The sequence below is a fragment of the Actinoplanes sp. CA-142083 genome (assembly GCF_050942195.1).
In the GTDB taxonomy this organism is placed as follows: domain Bacteria; phylum Actinomycetota; class Actinomycetes; order Mycobacteriales; family Micromonosporaceae; genus Actinoplanes.
In genome coordinates this window covers 4,811,559-4,826,167 of sequence record NZ_CP192076.1, presented here as the reverse complement: position 1 = coordinate 4,826,167, position 14,609 = coordinate 4,811,559, and the positions used below count along the sequence as shown (strand labels likewise).

Here is a 14,609-nt window from a genome sequence, read left to right as displayed (position 1 = left end):
GCCCGCCTCAGGCGAGGCCGGCGTCGTGGGCGAGCAGGGCTATCTGCGTCCGGTTGTCCAGGCTCAGCTTGGTCAGGATGTGCGACACGTGCGTCTTCACCGTGGCCAGCGTCATGTCGAGCGCCGCGGCGATCTCGGCGTTGTTGCGGCCCTGGCCGACCGCCACCACCACGTCGCGCTCGCGCGGGCTCAACGCCGCCAGCGTCGCCTTGGCGCGCGCGTACGCGCCGGCCTGGACCGCGACCCGATCCATCAACCGCCGGGTGATGCCCGGCGACAGGATCGGCTCGCCGGCCGCGACCTGCCGGACCGCGTCGGCGATCCGGGCCGGCGGCGTGTCCTTGAGCAGGAAGCCGCTGGCACCGGCACGCAACGCGTGCAGGATGTTCTCGTCGGTGTCGAAGGTCGTCAGCACGATGATCTCGGGCGGGCGCGGCCGCGCCCGCAGGCGGCGGGTCGCCGTGATGCCGTCGACTCGTGGCATGCGCAGATCCATCAGTACGACGTCTGGGGCGTGCCGATCGGCAGCGGCCGGCACCTGATCGCCGTCGGCGGCCTCACCGACCACGGAGATCCCCGGCGCGCCGTCCAGCATCATCGTGAGGCCGGCGCGCACCAGCGCGTCGTCGTCGACCACGAGCACGCGCACCGGCTGAGTCACGCCGGCCACGGTATCAGCGCGTGCAGCCGGAACTCGCCGCCGATCTCCTGGTGGTCGAGCCGCCCGCCGGCCAGGTGCACCCGCTCGGTGAGGCCGACCAGGCCCGCACCCCCGGACCAGTCGGGCGTCGCGCGTTGCGGCGGCAGCTCGTTCCGTACGTCGATCTCCAGCCCTTCGCCGGGCCCGCCGCGCAACGCGACCCGGACCACCTGCCCGGCCGCGTGTTTCCGCGCGTTGGTCAGGCCCTCCTGGATGACCCGGTAGGCCGTGCGGGCCACCGCCGGTGGCGCCTCGGCGGGCTCGTCGACGGTGTCGCGCAGCTGAACCTCGGTGCCGGCCTCGCGGGATTCCTCGACCAGCCGCGGCACGTCGGTCAGCACCGGCTGCGGACGGCCGGCGTCACCGTCCTCCGGGGCGTCCTCGCGCAGCAGTGAGATCACCTCGCGGAGCTCCTCGAGTGCCTGGTGCACGCCGCTGCGCACCACGCCGGCCGCCCGGGACAACTGCTCGGGCGAGGAGTCGGGCCGGTACTCCATCGCGCCGGCGAACGTGGCCAGCAGCGAGAGCCGGTGGGCGAGGACGTCGTGCATCTCCCGGGCGATCTTGCGGCGTTCCAGCATGCGCGCCTCGGCGACCCGGCGGCCCTGTTCCGCCTCGGCGCGGCGGGCACGCTCGTGCAACGAGCGGATCAGCGCCTCCCGGGCCCGCGCCCACGCGCCCCAGCCGAGCAGCGCGCCGTATCCGAGGGCTACCAGCACCAGCCACCACCCGTACGACATGCCGCCGTGGGAACGCCAGGCGCCCTGGATCGCGTGCGCGACGATCCCGCCCGCCGCCACCGCGATCGCGACCGGGAAGCGCCGCCGCCGGGCCACCTGCACCGCGCCGATCGTGGCCGGCGGGGTCGCGGCCGGCGACACCGCGGCGAGGGCGGTCAGCACGACCGTGGCGGAAACGGGACGCCACAACGTCAGCGGCGTCAGCGCCCAGCTGAGCACGCCAGCCACCAGGTCGAGGGCGAAGAGCGGGCCGAGCGCGCGGCCGGCCCACCACCCCACGATCGTTGCCGCGATCAGCACGCCGGAGACGGCCGTCACGGTGGCGACGGCCCCCGCGCCGGGGCGCCGGTCGCAGTCTTCGGAACTGTCCACGCCGCGAGACTAACCAGCAGGTGGCGACGGGCGACACCATCCAAAGTCGTAGGCCGGACCCACTTCGGAAAGATCCCGCGGGGCCGGCGGCCCGATGTGCGGACCCGCCCCGGACCGCGACGCTCATCGGCATGACGAACGACATGCAGCAGACCAGCACCAACCGGATTCCCGCACGGCGTACCGGCCGGGCCGTAGCCGTCGCCGGGGCAGTGGCGAGCGCCCTGATCCTCTGGGCTGTGAACGACCCCTGGGGCGGCATCGACCTCGCCGTCCGCCAGGGCGGCGCCGTCCGGCACGTGGGCCCGGTCGCCGTCGCGGCCACCGCGCTGATCGCCGGCCTGGCCGCCTGGGGCCTGCTCGCGCTGCTGGAGCGCACCGTCCGGCGGCCCGCCCGCACGTACCGGATCATCACGTCGATCCTGCTGGCGCTCTCGCTGCTCGGCCCGCTGGGCAGCGGCATCGGCACCAGCAGCAAGCTCGTCCTGCTCGCCATGCACCTGACCGTGGGCGCGATCCTGATCATCGGGCTTCCGGGCCGCCGCAACCGCTAGCCGCTCCCGGGCCGGGGTATCGCCGCCGCCGGCGATACCCTCGATCCGGGCCGGCGGGAGGTGCGATGGCGGGGCGCGGGTGGCAGGCAGTTCGGGCCGTGACCGCCGCTGCGGTCGTCATGGTGGCGCTGGCCTGTGGCTCGGCGGACACTCCATCGGCTGCTGTGCCGGCCGGCAGCACCAGCGTCGTGAAGATCGGTGGCCGGCAGGTCACCGTCCATGTCCCGGGCTCCTACGATCCGGCCCGGCCCGCGCCGCTGGTCGTCGGCCTGCACGGGCACACCTCCAGCGGCACGGATCTGGAGGCGTACCTGCGGCTGACCCCCGAATCGGACCGGCGGGGCTTCGTCTACGCCTATCCCGACGGCTCGATCGATGAGCGGGGCGATCGTTTCTGGAACGCCACCGACGCGTGTTGCGCCTTCTTCAGTCCCGCGCCCGACGACTCCCGCTACCTCAGCGAGCTCATTTCCACGCTCGAGAGCTCCTACCGGATCGACCGCGGCCGCGTCTACCTGATCGGCCATTCGAACGGCGGGTTCATGGCGTTCCGGATGGCCTGCGACCACGCCGGCCAGATCACCGCGATCGTCTCCCTCAACGGCGCCAGCTGGAACGACCCCGCTCGCTGCCGGCCGTCCGAACCGGTGAGCGTGCTCGCCATCCACAGCAGCGCCGACGAGACTGTCGCCTTCGACGGCGGCGTCATCGACGGCGACGCTTACCCGTCGGCGGCCACCACGGTCGCCCAGTGGCGAGACTACGACCGGTGCGCCGGCGCCGGCCGCGACGGTCCCGCGCTCGACCTGGTCACCGACCTGCCGGCCGCCGAGACGTCGGTGCGCGCTTACGTGGCGGGTTGCGCCCGCGGTTCGACCGTCCAGGCGTGGACCATCAACGGCGGCACCCACGCGCCGCGGCTGGGCCCCGCCTTCGCCCCAGCCGTGACAAACTTCCTGCTCTCCCAGGCCAAACCGGCTCGGTGAGGCGCGAGCTAGAGGGGCGCCGGCGCCGCATGAACCGCGCGGCGCGGTTCGTACCAGGTGCTGCCGACCGGCTCGGCCGCCATGTTCCAGCTCCACGAGATCGTGGGCGTGACCCGCAGGAAGTGGCCCGGCCCGACCATCCCGATCCGGTCGAAGGGCCCTTCGGCAACGCCGTAGACCCGGATCGAGCGGGCGATGAACGGGTCGAAGGACACCATGTCGTCCACCACCAGCGCCACCTTCTGGTTTCCGGCCGCCACGTTGCGGAACTTCCGGGTGGCGAAGACGGTGGCTCCCGACCCGCCGACCCAGAAGTAGGTGCCGTCGAACTCGAACGCGAGCGGAACGACATCCGGTTGCCCCTCGCGGCCGACGGTCGCGAGCCGCGCTACCGGCTGCGAACGCAGGTAGGCGATTTCCTGGTCAGTGAACGACATGACCCACTTCCTATCGGATCCTCGGAGCGCGTCGAATGCCGGGTCACCGCCACGGGCGGAAGGTATGGCAATGTCTCGGCGTGACCATGAACCAGCGGCTCGTCGATGCCGCGATCGAGCAGATGAATCGCCGGTGGCCCGGGGACGAGGACGGTGGCGCCGCGGCCGTGTGCCTGGAGGACGGCGAGATCCTGACCAGCGTGTGCCTCGACAATCTCAACGGTGGCGTCTCTCTGTGCCACGAGACCGGGGCGATCTGCCAGGCGTACACGTTGAACAAGCGGGTGACCGCCTCGGTCTGCGTGCTGCGGGAGGCGGGCAGCTCGGAGATCGTCGTGCTGGCGCCGTGTGGCATCTGCCAGGAGCGGCTCGCCCTGTGGGGCCCGGAGGTGCAGGTCGGCGTCGGTGACCCGGGCAGCCCCACGGGGTGGTCGGTGCGCACGCTCCTCGAGGTGAATCCGTATTACTGGGGTGCCCATTTCGCCGACGGCGGGCGCTGGCCGTCGGAAGCGCGGCATTCCTCTTAGCGGAACGCCATGGGGTCCCAGCCGGCGCCGTAGCGCAGCAGTCCCCGCCAACGGCACACGAAATGCATGCGCCCGACTCTAGGCGGGATGGACCGCCGTCGAGGCTCGGGGCACCAGGCGGCCGGGCAGGGCGCGGCGGCCGTGGGCCGGGTCGCCGTTGATGGCGTCCAGCAGCATCTCGGCGGCCGTGCGGCCGATGCCCTCCAGGTCCATGTCGATGCTGGTCAGGGCCGGGCGGCAACCGTCGACCATGACGTCCCAGTTGTCGAAGCCGACCAGGGCGATGTCGGCGGGGACGCGGCGGCCCGACTCCTGCAAGGCCTCGGCCAGGCCGCGGGCGATCTGGTCGCTGCCGCAGAAGACCGCGTCCACCTCGGCGCCGGTGGACAGCAGGATCCCGGCGGCCTGGCGGCCCCACGCCTCGCTCCACTCGCCGAACAGGACGGGCGCCGCCGGCTCCAGGCCCGCCGACGAAAGCGAGGAAAGTGCCGCGGAAGCGCGGACCGTGGCGGAGTGGTGGTGCTCGGGGCCGGTGACGTGGGCGATGCGGCGGCGGCCGATGGCCAGCAGGTGCTCGATCGCGCGGCGGGCGCCGTCGGCCTCGTCGGGGACCACCGAGCAGTCGGACGGGTCGGTCGAGCTGATGAACGCGTAGACCACCGGCACCGGCAGGGCCTGCCCGATCGGCGGGCGGGCCTGGGTGCGGCGGCCGGTCACGATGATGCCGTCGACCTGGCGGCCGAGCAGGGTGCGCAGGTAGTACTGCTCGCGGATCGGGTCGTCGCGGGCGTCGCAGAGGAACACCGACACCTGGCCGGCGCCCAGCGCGTCCTCGGCGCCGATCAGCAGCGGAATGCTGAAGCGGCCGATGCTGTCGGTGGTGATCATCCCGACCGTGTAGGTGCGGCCGGCCTGCAGGCTGCGGGCGGCGGCGTTGGCGATGAAACCCAGCTGCTCGGCGGCCTCCTGGACGCGCTGGCGGGTCTCGGGGCGCAAGGCGCCGCGACCGTTGAGCGCCTTGGAGGCCGTCCCGGGGGAAACTCCGGCAAGGGCCGCGACCTCGCTGATGGTGGCGGCCCGATCGATGGTTCCCAGTGTTTCCTCCCCGTTTTCCGTGCTCGGCAACCAAACCGTAACGCCCCCTTGACAGCCCTGCAAGGCCCTCCCTAGCGTTCAGGGCAATCGTTTTCCTTCCGTTTCTTCCTCCTCGGAAACCAAGGGGTACCGAATATGACCCTCTCCCGCCGGGTGTGGGGCGCCATGGCCGCCCTGTCGCTCGCCGCCGGCATGACGGCCGCCTGCTCCAACGACGACAGCGCCGGCGACAGCGGCAACGCGGCAAGCGGCACCTACAACATCTGGGACCCGTACCCCCAGTTCGACGACTCCTCCGACTGGGTCAAGCTGCTGCAGAAGTGCGGCACCGACGCCGGCGTGACCGTCAAGCGCACCGGTTACGACACCACCGATCTCACCAACAAGGCCCTGCTCGCCGCCCAGCAGGGCAACTCCCCCGACGTGCTGATCGTCGACAACCCGGTGGTCTCCACGCTGGCCGAGGCGGGCGTGCTCACCACCACCGACGACACCAAGATCGACACTTCGGCGGTCTCGCCCAACCTGCTCGCCGCCGGCCAGCTCGACGGCAAGACCTACGGCATCCCGATCGGCGCGAACACACTCGCGCTCTACTACAACAAGAAGGTCCTGGACGCGGCGAAGGTCGACCCCGCCTCCGTCAAGGACTGGGCGAGCCTGACCGCCGCGCTCGAGAAGGTGAAGGCGGCCGGCAAGAAGGGCATCACGTTCTCGGCGATCGGCACCGAGGAGGGCTCGTTCCAGTTCCTGCCCTGGTTCTGGGGCTCGGGCGCCAACCTCACCCAGCTCGACTCGGCCCAGGGCGTGGCGTCGCTGACCCTGTGGACGGACTGGCTGAAGAAGGGTTACGCCCCCAACTCCGTTCTCAACAACACGCAGACCACGAGCTGGCAGGAGTTCGCGACCGGCGACTTCGCGTTCAGCGAGAACGGCACGTGGCAGCTGGCCAACGCCAAGAAGACCGGCTTCGAGTACGGCATCATCCCGATCCCGGCGCAGGCCGGCGGGACGGCTCCGGCGCCCACCGGCGGCGAGTTCGTGACCGCCCCGGTGCAGAACGACACCGGCAGGTACGCCACCAGCGAGAAAATCATCAAGTGCCTGACGAACGAGGAGAATGCGCTCACGACGGACACGACCCTCTCGTACGTGGCGGCCACCAAGGCGGTCCAGGAGAAGCAGGTCGCGGCCAACCCGGAGCTGAAGGTGTGGGTCGAGGCGGTCGGCGCCGCGAAGGGCCGGACCAGCGACAACCTCGGCACCAAGTACCCGAAGATCTCGGAGCAGATGTGGACGGCGTTCCAGGCCGCTCTCTCCGGCAGCAAGCAGCCGCAGGAAGCCCTGACCGCGGCCCAGACCGCGGCAGCCGCGGCGACCAAGTGACCGACGTGCTGACCCGTTCCGAGGCGGCGGTCGCCGCCCCGGAACGGGTACCTCGAAGAAGCAAAGGGCAATGGGCGGCCTGGGGCTTCCTCGCCCCGGTCGTGATCTACCTGGTCGCCTTCTACGCGTACCCGCTCTACCGCAACCTCGACCTGAGCCTGCACAAGTACACGGTCCGCTCGTTCGTGCAGGGCGGGGCGCCGTTCAGCGGCCTCGACAACTACCGGGCGGTCATCGACAACCCGACGTTCTGGCCGGCGCTGACCCACACGGTACTGTTCACCGGCGTATCGCTGATCTTCCAGTTCTCGATCGGGATGGCGCTGGCGGTCTTCTTCGCCCAGAACTTCCGGCTCTCGGCCACTCTGCGAGCGCTCTTCCTCGTACCGTGGCTGCTGCCTTTGATCGTGAGCTCTTCGACCTGGTCGTGGATGCTGAACAGCGATTCGGGCGTGGTGAACGCGGTCCTCGGCGCGCTAAAGATCCCCGAAGTCAACTGGCTGACGTCCCCGCAATGGGCACTCACGTCCGTGATCATCGCGAACATCTGGATCGGCATCCCGTTCAACCTGGTCGTGCTCTACAGCGGCCTGCAGGCCATCCCGAGCGACATCTACGAGGCCGCCGCGCTCGACGGCGCGACCGGCTGGCAACGCTTCTGGCGGGTCACCTTCCCGCTGCTGCGGCCGGTTTCGGCGATCACGCTGCTGCTCGGCCTGGTCTACACGCTCAAGGTCTTCGACATCATCTGGATCATGACGAAGGGCGGCCCGACGGACTCGTCCACCACCTTCGCCACCTGGTCCTACAAGCTCAGCTTCGGCAACCTGCTGCCGCAGTTCGGGCCGGGCGCGGCCGTCGGCAACCTCCTGATCGTCATGGCGCTGATCTTCGGCCTGCTCTACATCCGCACCCAGCGGAAGGCCATGTCATGAGAAGTCGCGTCAAGACCGGCATCGCGATCCTGCTCACCGCGATCATGCTCTTCCCGGTCTACTGGATGATCAACGTGTCCTTCACCAAGGACACCGACATGCGCCACGACCCGCCCTACCTGTTCCCCATCCACGGCACGCTCGAGGGATATCGGGCCGTCATCGACCAGCAAATGCCCTACTTGGGTACGAGTCTGCTCGTGGGCCTGGGCACCGTGGCGCTCACCCTCGCCCTGTCCGCCCCCGCTGGTTACTCCCTCGCGAAGCTGCGACCGCGCGGTGGCGGGGCGCTGAGCTTCGTCCTGCTGATGGCCCAGATGATCCCCGGCATCATCATGGCGATGGGCTTCTACGCCATCTATCTCAAGCTCGGCGTGCTCAACAGCGCCGCCGGCCTGGTCCTCGCCGACTCGACCATCGCCGTCCCGTTCGGGGTCCTGATCTTCACGGCCTTCATGTCGGGAATCCCAAGCGAGCTGCTCAACGCCGCCAAGATCGACGGCGCCGGGACGTGGCGGACGTTCCGCTCGGTGGTGCTGCCGGTCAGCCGCAACGCGATCGTCACGGTCAGCCTCTTCGCGTTCCTCTGGGCGTGGTCCGACTTCGTCTTCGCCACGACGCTCGACGGCGGCGGCGCCCGCCAGCCCATCACGCTCGGCATCTACCACTACATCGGCAACAACAACCAGCAATGGAACGCGATCATGGCCACCGCCGTCATCGCCTCCATCCCCGCAACGCTGCTGCTCATCCTGGCGCAGCGCTACGTGGCCGCCGGCGTCACCGCCGGCGCCGTGAAAGATTGAGGATCCACATGGAAGGCCCCGCCGCGCCCACCCCGTCGGCGCTCGCCGCGCTGCGCCCGCTGCCGCTCGACGCCGTCCGGCTCGACCCCGGCGGGCTGCTCGGCGGCTGGCAGGAGCGCAACGCGTCCGCCACGCTGCCGCACTGCCTCGACCAGCTGACCGCCTACGGCAACCTCGCCAACCTGCGCCGGGTGACCGGCGACTCGGACGAGAAGTTCGCCGGCATGTGGTTCGCCGACACGGATGTCTACAAGACCCTCGAGGCGACGGCCTGGGAGATCGGGAGATCCGGCGGGTCCACGGAGTGGATGGCCGACATCGCGGCGCTGCTGGAGAAGGCGCAGGACGCCGACGGCTACCTGAACTCGTACTACCAGGTCGACCACCGCGACGAGCAGTGGAGCGACCTGGGGTTCAGCCACGAGATGTACACCGCGGGGCACCTGATCCAGGCCGCCGTCGCGGCGGCACGAGCCGCCGGCAGCCCGCAGTTGGTCACCGTGGCGCGCCGGTTCGCCGATCTGCTCGTACGGAAATTCGGGCCGGACGGCGCGGACGTGATCGACGGCCACCCGGAGGTGGAGACCGCGCTGGTCGAGTTGTACCGGCTGACCGGCCACGAGCCGTATCTCGCGCTGGCCCAGCGGTTTCTGACCCTGCGCGGGCACGGGCTGCTGGGTGAGGGCCGCTTCGGGCCGCGCTACTGGCAGGACCACGCGCCGCTGCTCGACACCGACGAGGCGACCGGCCACGCGGTGCGGCAGGTCTATCTGCTCGCCGGCGCGGTCGACGTGGCCGTCGAGACCCACTCGGCGGAGCTGCTCGCGGCCGTCGAGCGGATCTGGGAGTCGGCGCTGGCCGGCAAGACGTACCTCACCGGCGGCATGGGCTCGCGGCACAAGGACGAGGGCTTCGGCGACAACTACGAGCTGCCGCCGGATCGCGCTTACGCGGAAACTTGCGCGGCGATCGGCAGTTTCCAGCTCGCATGGCGTCTCCTGCTCGCGACCGGCAAGGCGCGTTACGCCGACGAGATGGAACGCGCCCTCTACAACGGCATCGCGGGGAGCACGGCTCGCGACGGCCGATCCTTCTTCTATTCCAACCCCCTGCAATTGCGTACGGGTCATGACGGCTCCCATGAGGACACTCCGTCGCAGCGGCTCACCTGGTACTCCTGTGCCTGTTGCCCCCCGAATCTCGCCCGGCTGATGGCCTCGCTGCAGGCGTACGCGGCGACCGGTTTTGAAAATGGCCTGCAGCTGCATCTGTATGCGGCGGGCACGGTGACGGCCGGCGGATTCCGCCTCGGCGTGCGCACGTCCTATCCGTGGGACGAGCGGATCGACATCACCGTCGAGGAGGCCGGCAAGGGCCCGTTCACGCTCGCGCTGCGGGTCCCGGCGTGGTGCCGCGAGGCCCGGCTGACCGTGAACGGCTCGCTGGTGCGCGCCGGCGCCCAGGAGGGCTATCTGCGGATCACCCGTACCTGGAAGGCCGGCGACGTGGTGACGCTGGTGCTGGCGATGCCGCCGCGCCTGGTGACCGCGCATCCGCGGGTCGACGCGGTCCGGGGCAGTGCGGCCCTGACCCGGGGTCCGGTCGTCTACTGCCTGGAGCACGCGGATCTGGCCGCCGACGGTTCCTTCGAGGACTGGGAGCTGGACGCCTCGTCGCCGCTCTCGGTGGCGGAGCATGAGCTCGCGCCCGCCATCCGCGCGGAGTTCCGCCGTCGTCCGGACACCTCGGGTCCGCTCTACCAGCCGCTCGCGGACGCCACGCCCGGCTCGGAATCGGTGACCGCGCCGGCCATCCCCTACTTCCTCTGGGCGAACCGCGCGCCCGGCCCGATGCGCGTATGGATCCCGTTGACCTGAGGTTTCCCCGGGGCGGTACGTTGCTCAGATGCACCGGCCGCGTACCGCCACCATCCGCGATGTGGCAGCCCTGGCGGGCGTCTCGGTCGGCACCGCGTCGAAGGCGCTCAACGGCCGGGGCTCCCTGCGGGCCGACACGATCGCCCGCGTCCGCCAGGCCGCCGACCAGCTCGACTTCCACCCCAACCCGGCCGCCCGCAGCCTGCACGCCGGCCGCACCTACACGGTCGGGATGATCACCACCGACACCATCGGCCGGTTCAGCATCCCGCTGCTGATCGGCGCGGAGGACACCCTCGGCGCCGGCGAGATGTCGGTGCTGCTGTGCGACGCCCGCGACGACCCGATACGCGAGCAGCACCACCTGCGCACCCTGCTGGGCCGCCGGGTCGACGGCATCATCGTCACCGGCCGCCGGGCCGGCACCCGCCCGCCACTGGCCGCCACCTCCGGCGTCCCGGTGGTCTACGCGTTCCTCGCCTCGGCGTCGCCCGATGACTGCTCGGTCGTGCCCGACGAGCCCGGCGGCGCCCGCCTCGCGGTCGACCACCTGCTCACCGTGGGCCGCCGCCGGATCGCCGTGGTGACCGGCCCCGAGCACCACCACTCGGCCCGGGTCCGGGCCGCCGCGACGATCGAGCGCCTCGCCGGGCACGGCCTGGAGCCGGTGACCCCACCGCTGCACGGCGAGTGGAGCGAGTCCTGGGGCCGCCAGGGCGTCGGCCTGCTCCTCGCCCAGCAGGTCGATTTCGACGCCGTCGTCTGCGGCAGCGACCAGATCGCCCGCGGCGCCGCCGACACCCTGCGCGAGGCCGGCCGCCGTGTCCCGCAGGACGTGGCGCTGGCCGGCTTCGACAATTGGGACGTGATCGCGCTGGCCAGCCGCCCGCCGCTGACCAGCATCGACATGGACCTCGAGGGCCTGGGCCGGGCGGCCGCCGAGCTGCTGCTGCAGGCGATCGAGGGCAACCCCTCCCCCGGCGTCCACCCGCACCCGGCCAAGCTGGTCATCCGCGACTCAACCGTCCCGGCCTGACCCTCAGCAGCGCCGGATCACGTGGTCGGCCTGGTCCGGGTAGTCGACGTAGGGGATGCGCCCGTACTCGATCGCGCTGAACAGGTACTCGTCGAGGGCGTGAGCCCACTCCGGGTGGCCGTAGTCCTGGTGGTTGTAGAAGTCGACGACGTCGTCGACGGCGTTGTGCACCGAAGCCGTGCGGTCGTTCCACTTGTACTTGCCGAGGTCCTGCCAGCCGCACGAGCTGAGCTTGCCGCGCGGATACCCGAACTCGTAGTTGTCGTAGAAGCAGAACCAGTCGAACGGGCAGTCGTCGGGATTCCCGAACGCGGCGACGGCGCCCGGCATCGCGTACGTGACCACGAACTTCCCGCCGTCGTAGGACACCTCGTTCGGCGCGGTCTGCACGCCGCCCGGTGCGTACCGCATCTGCAACGCGATCTGCTGCTTCAGCTCGGCGGCGGAGCCCGCCTGCCGGCCCAGCCGGTCGAGTATCTGGTCGTGGCTCAAAGCCTGCAGCGGCGTGGCGTCGGCGCGCGTGGCGCCCACCGCCACCAGGGTCAGCGCGGCGATCAGCGCCGCCGCGAGTCGTCGTGCGTGAAACACGGCGTTCCTCCTCGAGTCGCCCGGCTTCCCCGTGGCAGCCGGCGCGCCCCTGGTCTAGCAGCGTCGACCGTCCACACTCAACGGTGCTGCAGAAACCCGCAACTCACGCGGGCAGCCGGATGGTGAAGACCGCGCCGCCCGGGCTGGCGGCCGTCACCGTGCCGCCATGGGCCTCGACCAGCTTCTTCGTGATGGCCAGCCCCAGCCCGCTGCCGCCGGTCTGCCGGCTGCGCGACTTCTCGGCCCGCCAGAAGCGCTCGAACACCAGCGGCAGATCCTCGGCGGCGATGCCCGGCCCCTCGTCGGCCACCTCGATCTCGACCCATGGCGAAGACAACCGGGCGGAGAGCGTCACCGTCCCGCCCGGCGGCGAGTGCCGGACGGCATTGGTCGTCAGGTTGGTGACGGCCTGCCGCAGCCGCAGCGGGTCGGCGGTCACCATCAGGCCGGGCGGCGCGACGACCCGGTGACCGCGCCCGACCTGCCGCAGCAGCACGGCGACGTCGACCGGGCCCGGGTGCAACCGCAGCTCGCCGGCGTCGGCCGCGGACAGGTCGCGCAGGTCGTCGAGGATGTGCGAGAGCAGCAGCGCCTCCTCCAGCAGCGACGACACCAGCGCCCGGTCCATCGTCGCGACGCCGTCCTCGGCCGCCTCGAGCCAGCCGCGGATGTTCGTGACCGGGGTGCGCATCTCGTGGGCGATGTCGCCGACCAGGTCGCGGCGCAGCTGCTCGACCTCCTGGCGGCGGGCGGCCATGTCGTTGAAGACCGTGCCCAGCCGGGCGATCTCGTCGTTGCCGGTCACCCGCACCCGTGCCCCGGCGTCGCCGTCGCGCATCCGCTGGGCGGCGCCGGTGAGGGCGCGCAGCGGGCGGGCGAGCCGGCCGCCGACGAGCGCGCCGCCGGCGATCGTCACCAGCAGGACCAGGGCGCTCACCCCGACGATGCGGGCGCGGTTGGCGGGCGACAGGTCGAAGCCGGTGACCGGCGAGGCGCCGGGCGCGGTCAGGTACAGCAGCGCGGCCGGCGCCACGTAGGGGGTCAGCTGCGAGCGCCGCGCCTGGGCCAGGCAGCGATCCACGGCGGCGTCCTGGCCGAGGCCGGCGCGGACCGCGGACGGGTCCTGCCAGCGCCAGCCGAAGTCGGGCGCGACCCGGACCGCCGGCACACGATGCGGGCTCAGGCAGGCGTTGACCAGGCCGTCGAGCTGGGCGATCGCCTTGCGCTCGGTGCCGGTCGGCTCGGCCAGGACGCCGCGCGGGCGCAGGCAGGCGTCGTCGCGGCTGAGGTCGGCGCCGGGCGTCTCGACCAGCGGGCGGCCGCTGGGACCGACCACGACGCGGGCGTGGCGCACCACGCGGTCCGCGGGCGCGGCGGCCGGGCGCGAGTCGCCGGCCGGTGTCGTACGCAGGCAGGTGACGACCTGGTCGGCCAGGCCGCGCAGGGCGGTCTTCTCGGCCGGCGGCAGCATGAACGGGCCGACCGCGCGGCCGTCGATGCCGCCGCCGAGGTCCTGCAACGGATCCACGGTGGCCGACGGGCGGGCCGGCAGCGCTCCCCGGCCGGAATCCAGCAGGGGATGACCGGCAAAGGTGGTGAGGGCGACGCGGTGACCGGTCGATCGCGCGAGGGACTGCACCAGCGGCGCGGCGCCGGACCAGGAACGGTGGGTGGCGGCGTAGCCGAGCAGCGTGTCGTAGACGCGGGCGTCGTCGGTGAGGGCCTGCGCCTGCTCCTGCCGGATCGCCCGGGTCGTGGTGCGCACGGCCAGCCACGCGGTCGCCGCGATCGAGCAGATGGAGACCACGGCGAGGGCGGCGAGCAGGCGCACCCGCAGCGAGCGCATCACGCGGCGGCGAGCTTGTAGCCAACCCCGTACACGGTCACCAGCAGGTCGGGCTCGCGCAACTTCTTGCGGAGATTCATCACGTGTACGTCTACCGTGCGCACCGTCACGTACCGGTCGAACCCGTGCAGGCGGCGCAGCAGCTGGGCCCGCGTGAACACCCGGCCCGGCTCCTCGGCCAGGGCCTCCAGCAGCTGGAACTCGCCGGGCGTGCAGTCGACCGGGCGATCGCCGAGGAACACCTCATGACGTACGGGATCGACCCGCAACGCACCCACCCGCAGCGCGGACGGCCGGGGCGCGGAGCGTCGCAGCAGCGTGCGCACCCGGGCGGCCAGCTCTCGAGGGCTGTACGGCTTGGTCAGGTAGTCGTCGGCGCCCAGGCCGAGGCCGAGCAGCAGGTCGTCCTCGGTCGCCCGCGCGGTCAGCATCAGCACCGGCAGATCGGACTCGCGGCGCAGCGCCCGGCACACGTCGAGCCCGTCCATCCGCGGCATCATCACGTCGAGGACCAGCAGGTCGGGCCCGCCGCGCCGCCACTGTTCGAGCGCGGACCGGCCGTCGCCGACCACCGTGACGGAGTGCCCGTCGTGCTCGAGGTAGCGGCGCACCAGCTCCGCCTGTTTCGCGTCGTCCTCGGCCACCAGCACGTGCGCACACATGGCGGCGAGTGTAGGCGGCAACATCACCCGCTCACGGATTCCTGACAGGTTCCATAAAAGTC

At 71.6% G+C, this 14,609-nt stretch carries 15 protein-coding genes; 8 read left to right on the top strand and 7 right to left on the bottom strand.

Features of this window, described 5'->3' with window-relative positions:
* Window positions 1–7: 7 nt before the first annotated feature.
* Both ACQPZX_RS22075 and ACQPZX_RS22070 read right to left on the bottom strand, forming a co-directional pair.
* A complete protein-coding gene (locus ACQPZX_RS22075; protein WP_433383697.1) occupies window positions 8–670 on the bottom strand; it encodes a response regulator in 663 nt (220 codons plus the stop codon).
* On the bottom strand, window positions 658–1,812 hold the full coding sequence (locus ACQPZX_RS22070; RefSeq protein WP_433383695.1) for a histidine kinase: 1,155 nt from the start codon (window positions 1,810–1,812) through the stop codon (window positions 658–660). The genes ACQPZX_RS22075 and ACQPZX_RS22070 overlap by 13 nt, the downstream gene beginning before the upstream one ends.
* Window positions 1,813–1,943: 131 nt before the next feature.
* Between ACQPZX_RS22070 and ACQPZX_RS22065 the strand changes: the two genes are divergently transcribed.
* Window positions 1,944–2,366 carry a DUF6069 family protein gene (locus tag ACQPZX_RS22065; RefSeq protein ID WP_433383693.1) on the top strand — a complete coding sequence of 141 codons (423 nt, stop codon included), beginning with the start codon at window positions 1,944–1,946 and terminating at the stop codon, window positions 2,364–2,366.
* Window positions 2,367–2,464: 98 nt separating this feature from the next.
* Window positions 2,465–3,352, top strand: a complete 888-nt coding sequence (locus ACQPZX_RS22060; protein WP_433383691.1) for an alpha/beta hydrolase family esterase — start codon at window positions 2,465–2,467, stop codon at window positions 3,350–3,352.
* A gap of 8 nt (window positions 3,353–3,360) precedes the next feature.
* On the opposite strand, the gene ACQPZX_RS22055 is transcribed toward ACQPZX_RS22060, so the two are convergent.
* Window positions 3,361–3,789: a PPOX class F420-dependent oxidoreductase gene (locus ACQPZX_RS22055; RefSeq protein ID WP_433383690.1), complete on the bottom strand. Its 429-nt coding sequence runs from the start codon at window positions 3,787–3,789 to the stop codon at window positions 3,361–3,363.
* Between the two features lie 86 nt (window positions 3,790–3,875).
* Between ACQPZX_RS22055 and ACQPZX_RS22050 the strand changes: the two genes are divergently transcribed.
* Window positions 3,876–4,316, top strand: coding sequence for a cytidine deaminase (locus tag ACQPZX_RS22050; RefSeq protein WP_433385380.1), 441 nt, complete (start codon window positions 3,876–3,878; stop codon window positions 4,314–4,316).
* A 78-nt stretch (window positions 4,317–4,394) separates the two neighbouring features.
* On the opposite strand, the gene ACQPZX_RS22045 is transcribed toward ACQPZX_RS22050, so the two are convergent.
* Window positions 4,395–5,441 (bottom strand): LacI family DNA-binding transcriptional regulator, encoded by a 1,047-nt coding sequence (locus ACQPZX_RS22045; RefSeq protein ID WP_433383688.1) that lies wholly within the window; start codon window positions 5,439–5,441, stop codon window positions 4,395–4,397.
* A 105-nt stretch (window positions 5,442–5,546) separates the two neighbouring features.
* Between ACQPZX_RS22045 and ACQPZX_RS22040 the strand changes: the two genes are divergently transcribed.
* From ACQPZX_RS22040 to ACQPZX_RS22020, 5 genes are read left to right on the top strand one after another with little or no spacing between them, the layout of a single operon-like run.
* Window positions 5,547–6,797, top strand: a complete 1,251-nt coding sequence (locus tag ACQPZX_RS22040) for a sugar ABC transporter substrate-binding protein (protein ID WP_433383686.1) — start codon at window positions 5,547–5,549, stop codon at window positions 6,795–6,797.
* Window positions 6,798–6,802: 5 nt separating this feature from the next.
* Window positions 6,803–7,732, top strand: coding sequence for a carbohydrate ABC transporter permease (locus ACQPZX_RS22035; protein WP_433385377.1), 930 nt, complete (start codon window positions 6,803–6,805; stop codon window positions 7,730–7,732).
* Window positions 7,729–8,538: a carbohydrate ABC transporter permease gene (locus ACQPZX_RS22030; protein ID WP_433383684.1), complete on the top strand. Its 810-nt coding sequence runs from the start codon at window positions 7,729–7,731 to the stop codon at window positions 8,536–8,538. The genes ACQPZX_RS22035 and ACQPZX_RS22030 overlap by 4 nt, the downstream gene beginning before the upstream one ends.
* Window positions 8,539–8,546: 8 nt before the next feature.
* The gene (locus ACQPZX_RS22025) at window positions 8,547–10,415 is read left to right on the top strand and encodes a glycoside hydrolase family 127 protein (RefSeq protein WP_433383682.1); all 1,869 of its coding nucleotides are present in this window, start codon (window positions 8,547–8,549) and stop codon (window positions 10,413–10,415) included.
* A 28-nt stretch (window positions 10,416–10,443) separates the two neighbouring features.
* Window positions 10,444–11,451 carry a LacI family DNA-binding transcriptional regulator gene (locus ACQPZX_RS22020; RefSeq protein ID WP_433383680.1) on the top strand — a complete coding sequence of 336 codons (1,008 nt, stop codon included), beginning with the start codon at window positions 10,444–10,446 and terminating at the stop codon, window positions 11,449–11,451.
* Window positions 11,452–11,454: 3 nt separating this feature from the next.
* Here ACQPZX_RS22020 and ACQPZX_RS22015 read toward each other — a convergent pair whose 3' ends face one another.
* From ACQPZX_RS22015 to ACQPZX_RS22005, 3 genes are all read right to left on the bottom strand, one after another.
* Window positions 11,455–12,039 carry a peptidase inhibitor family I36 protein gene (locus tag ACQPZX_RS22015; RefSeq protein WP_433383678.1) on the bottom strand — a complete coding sequence of 195 codons (585 nt, stop codon included), beginning with the start codon at window positions 12,037–12,039 and terminating at the stop codon, window positions 11,455–11,457.
* 103 nt (window positions 12,040–12,142) lie between these two features.
* Window positions 12,143–13,885, bottom strand: coding sequence for a sensor histidine kinase (locus ACQPZX_RS22010; RefSeq protein WP_433385374.1), 1,743 nt, complete (start codon window positions 13,883–13,885; stop codon window positions 12,143–12,145).
* Window positions 13,885–14,547 carry a response regulator transcription factor gene (locus ACQPZX_RS22005; RefSeq protein WP_433383676.1) on the bottom strand — a complete coding sequence of 221 codons (663 nt, stop codon included), beginning with the start codon at window positions 14,545–14,547 and terminating at the stop codon, window positions 13,885–13,887. Before ACQPZX_RS22005 ends, ACQPZX_RS22010 begins: the two co-directional genes overlap by 1 nt.
* Between the last annotated feature and the right edge of the window lie 62 nt (window positions 14,548–14,609).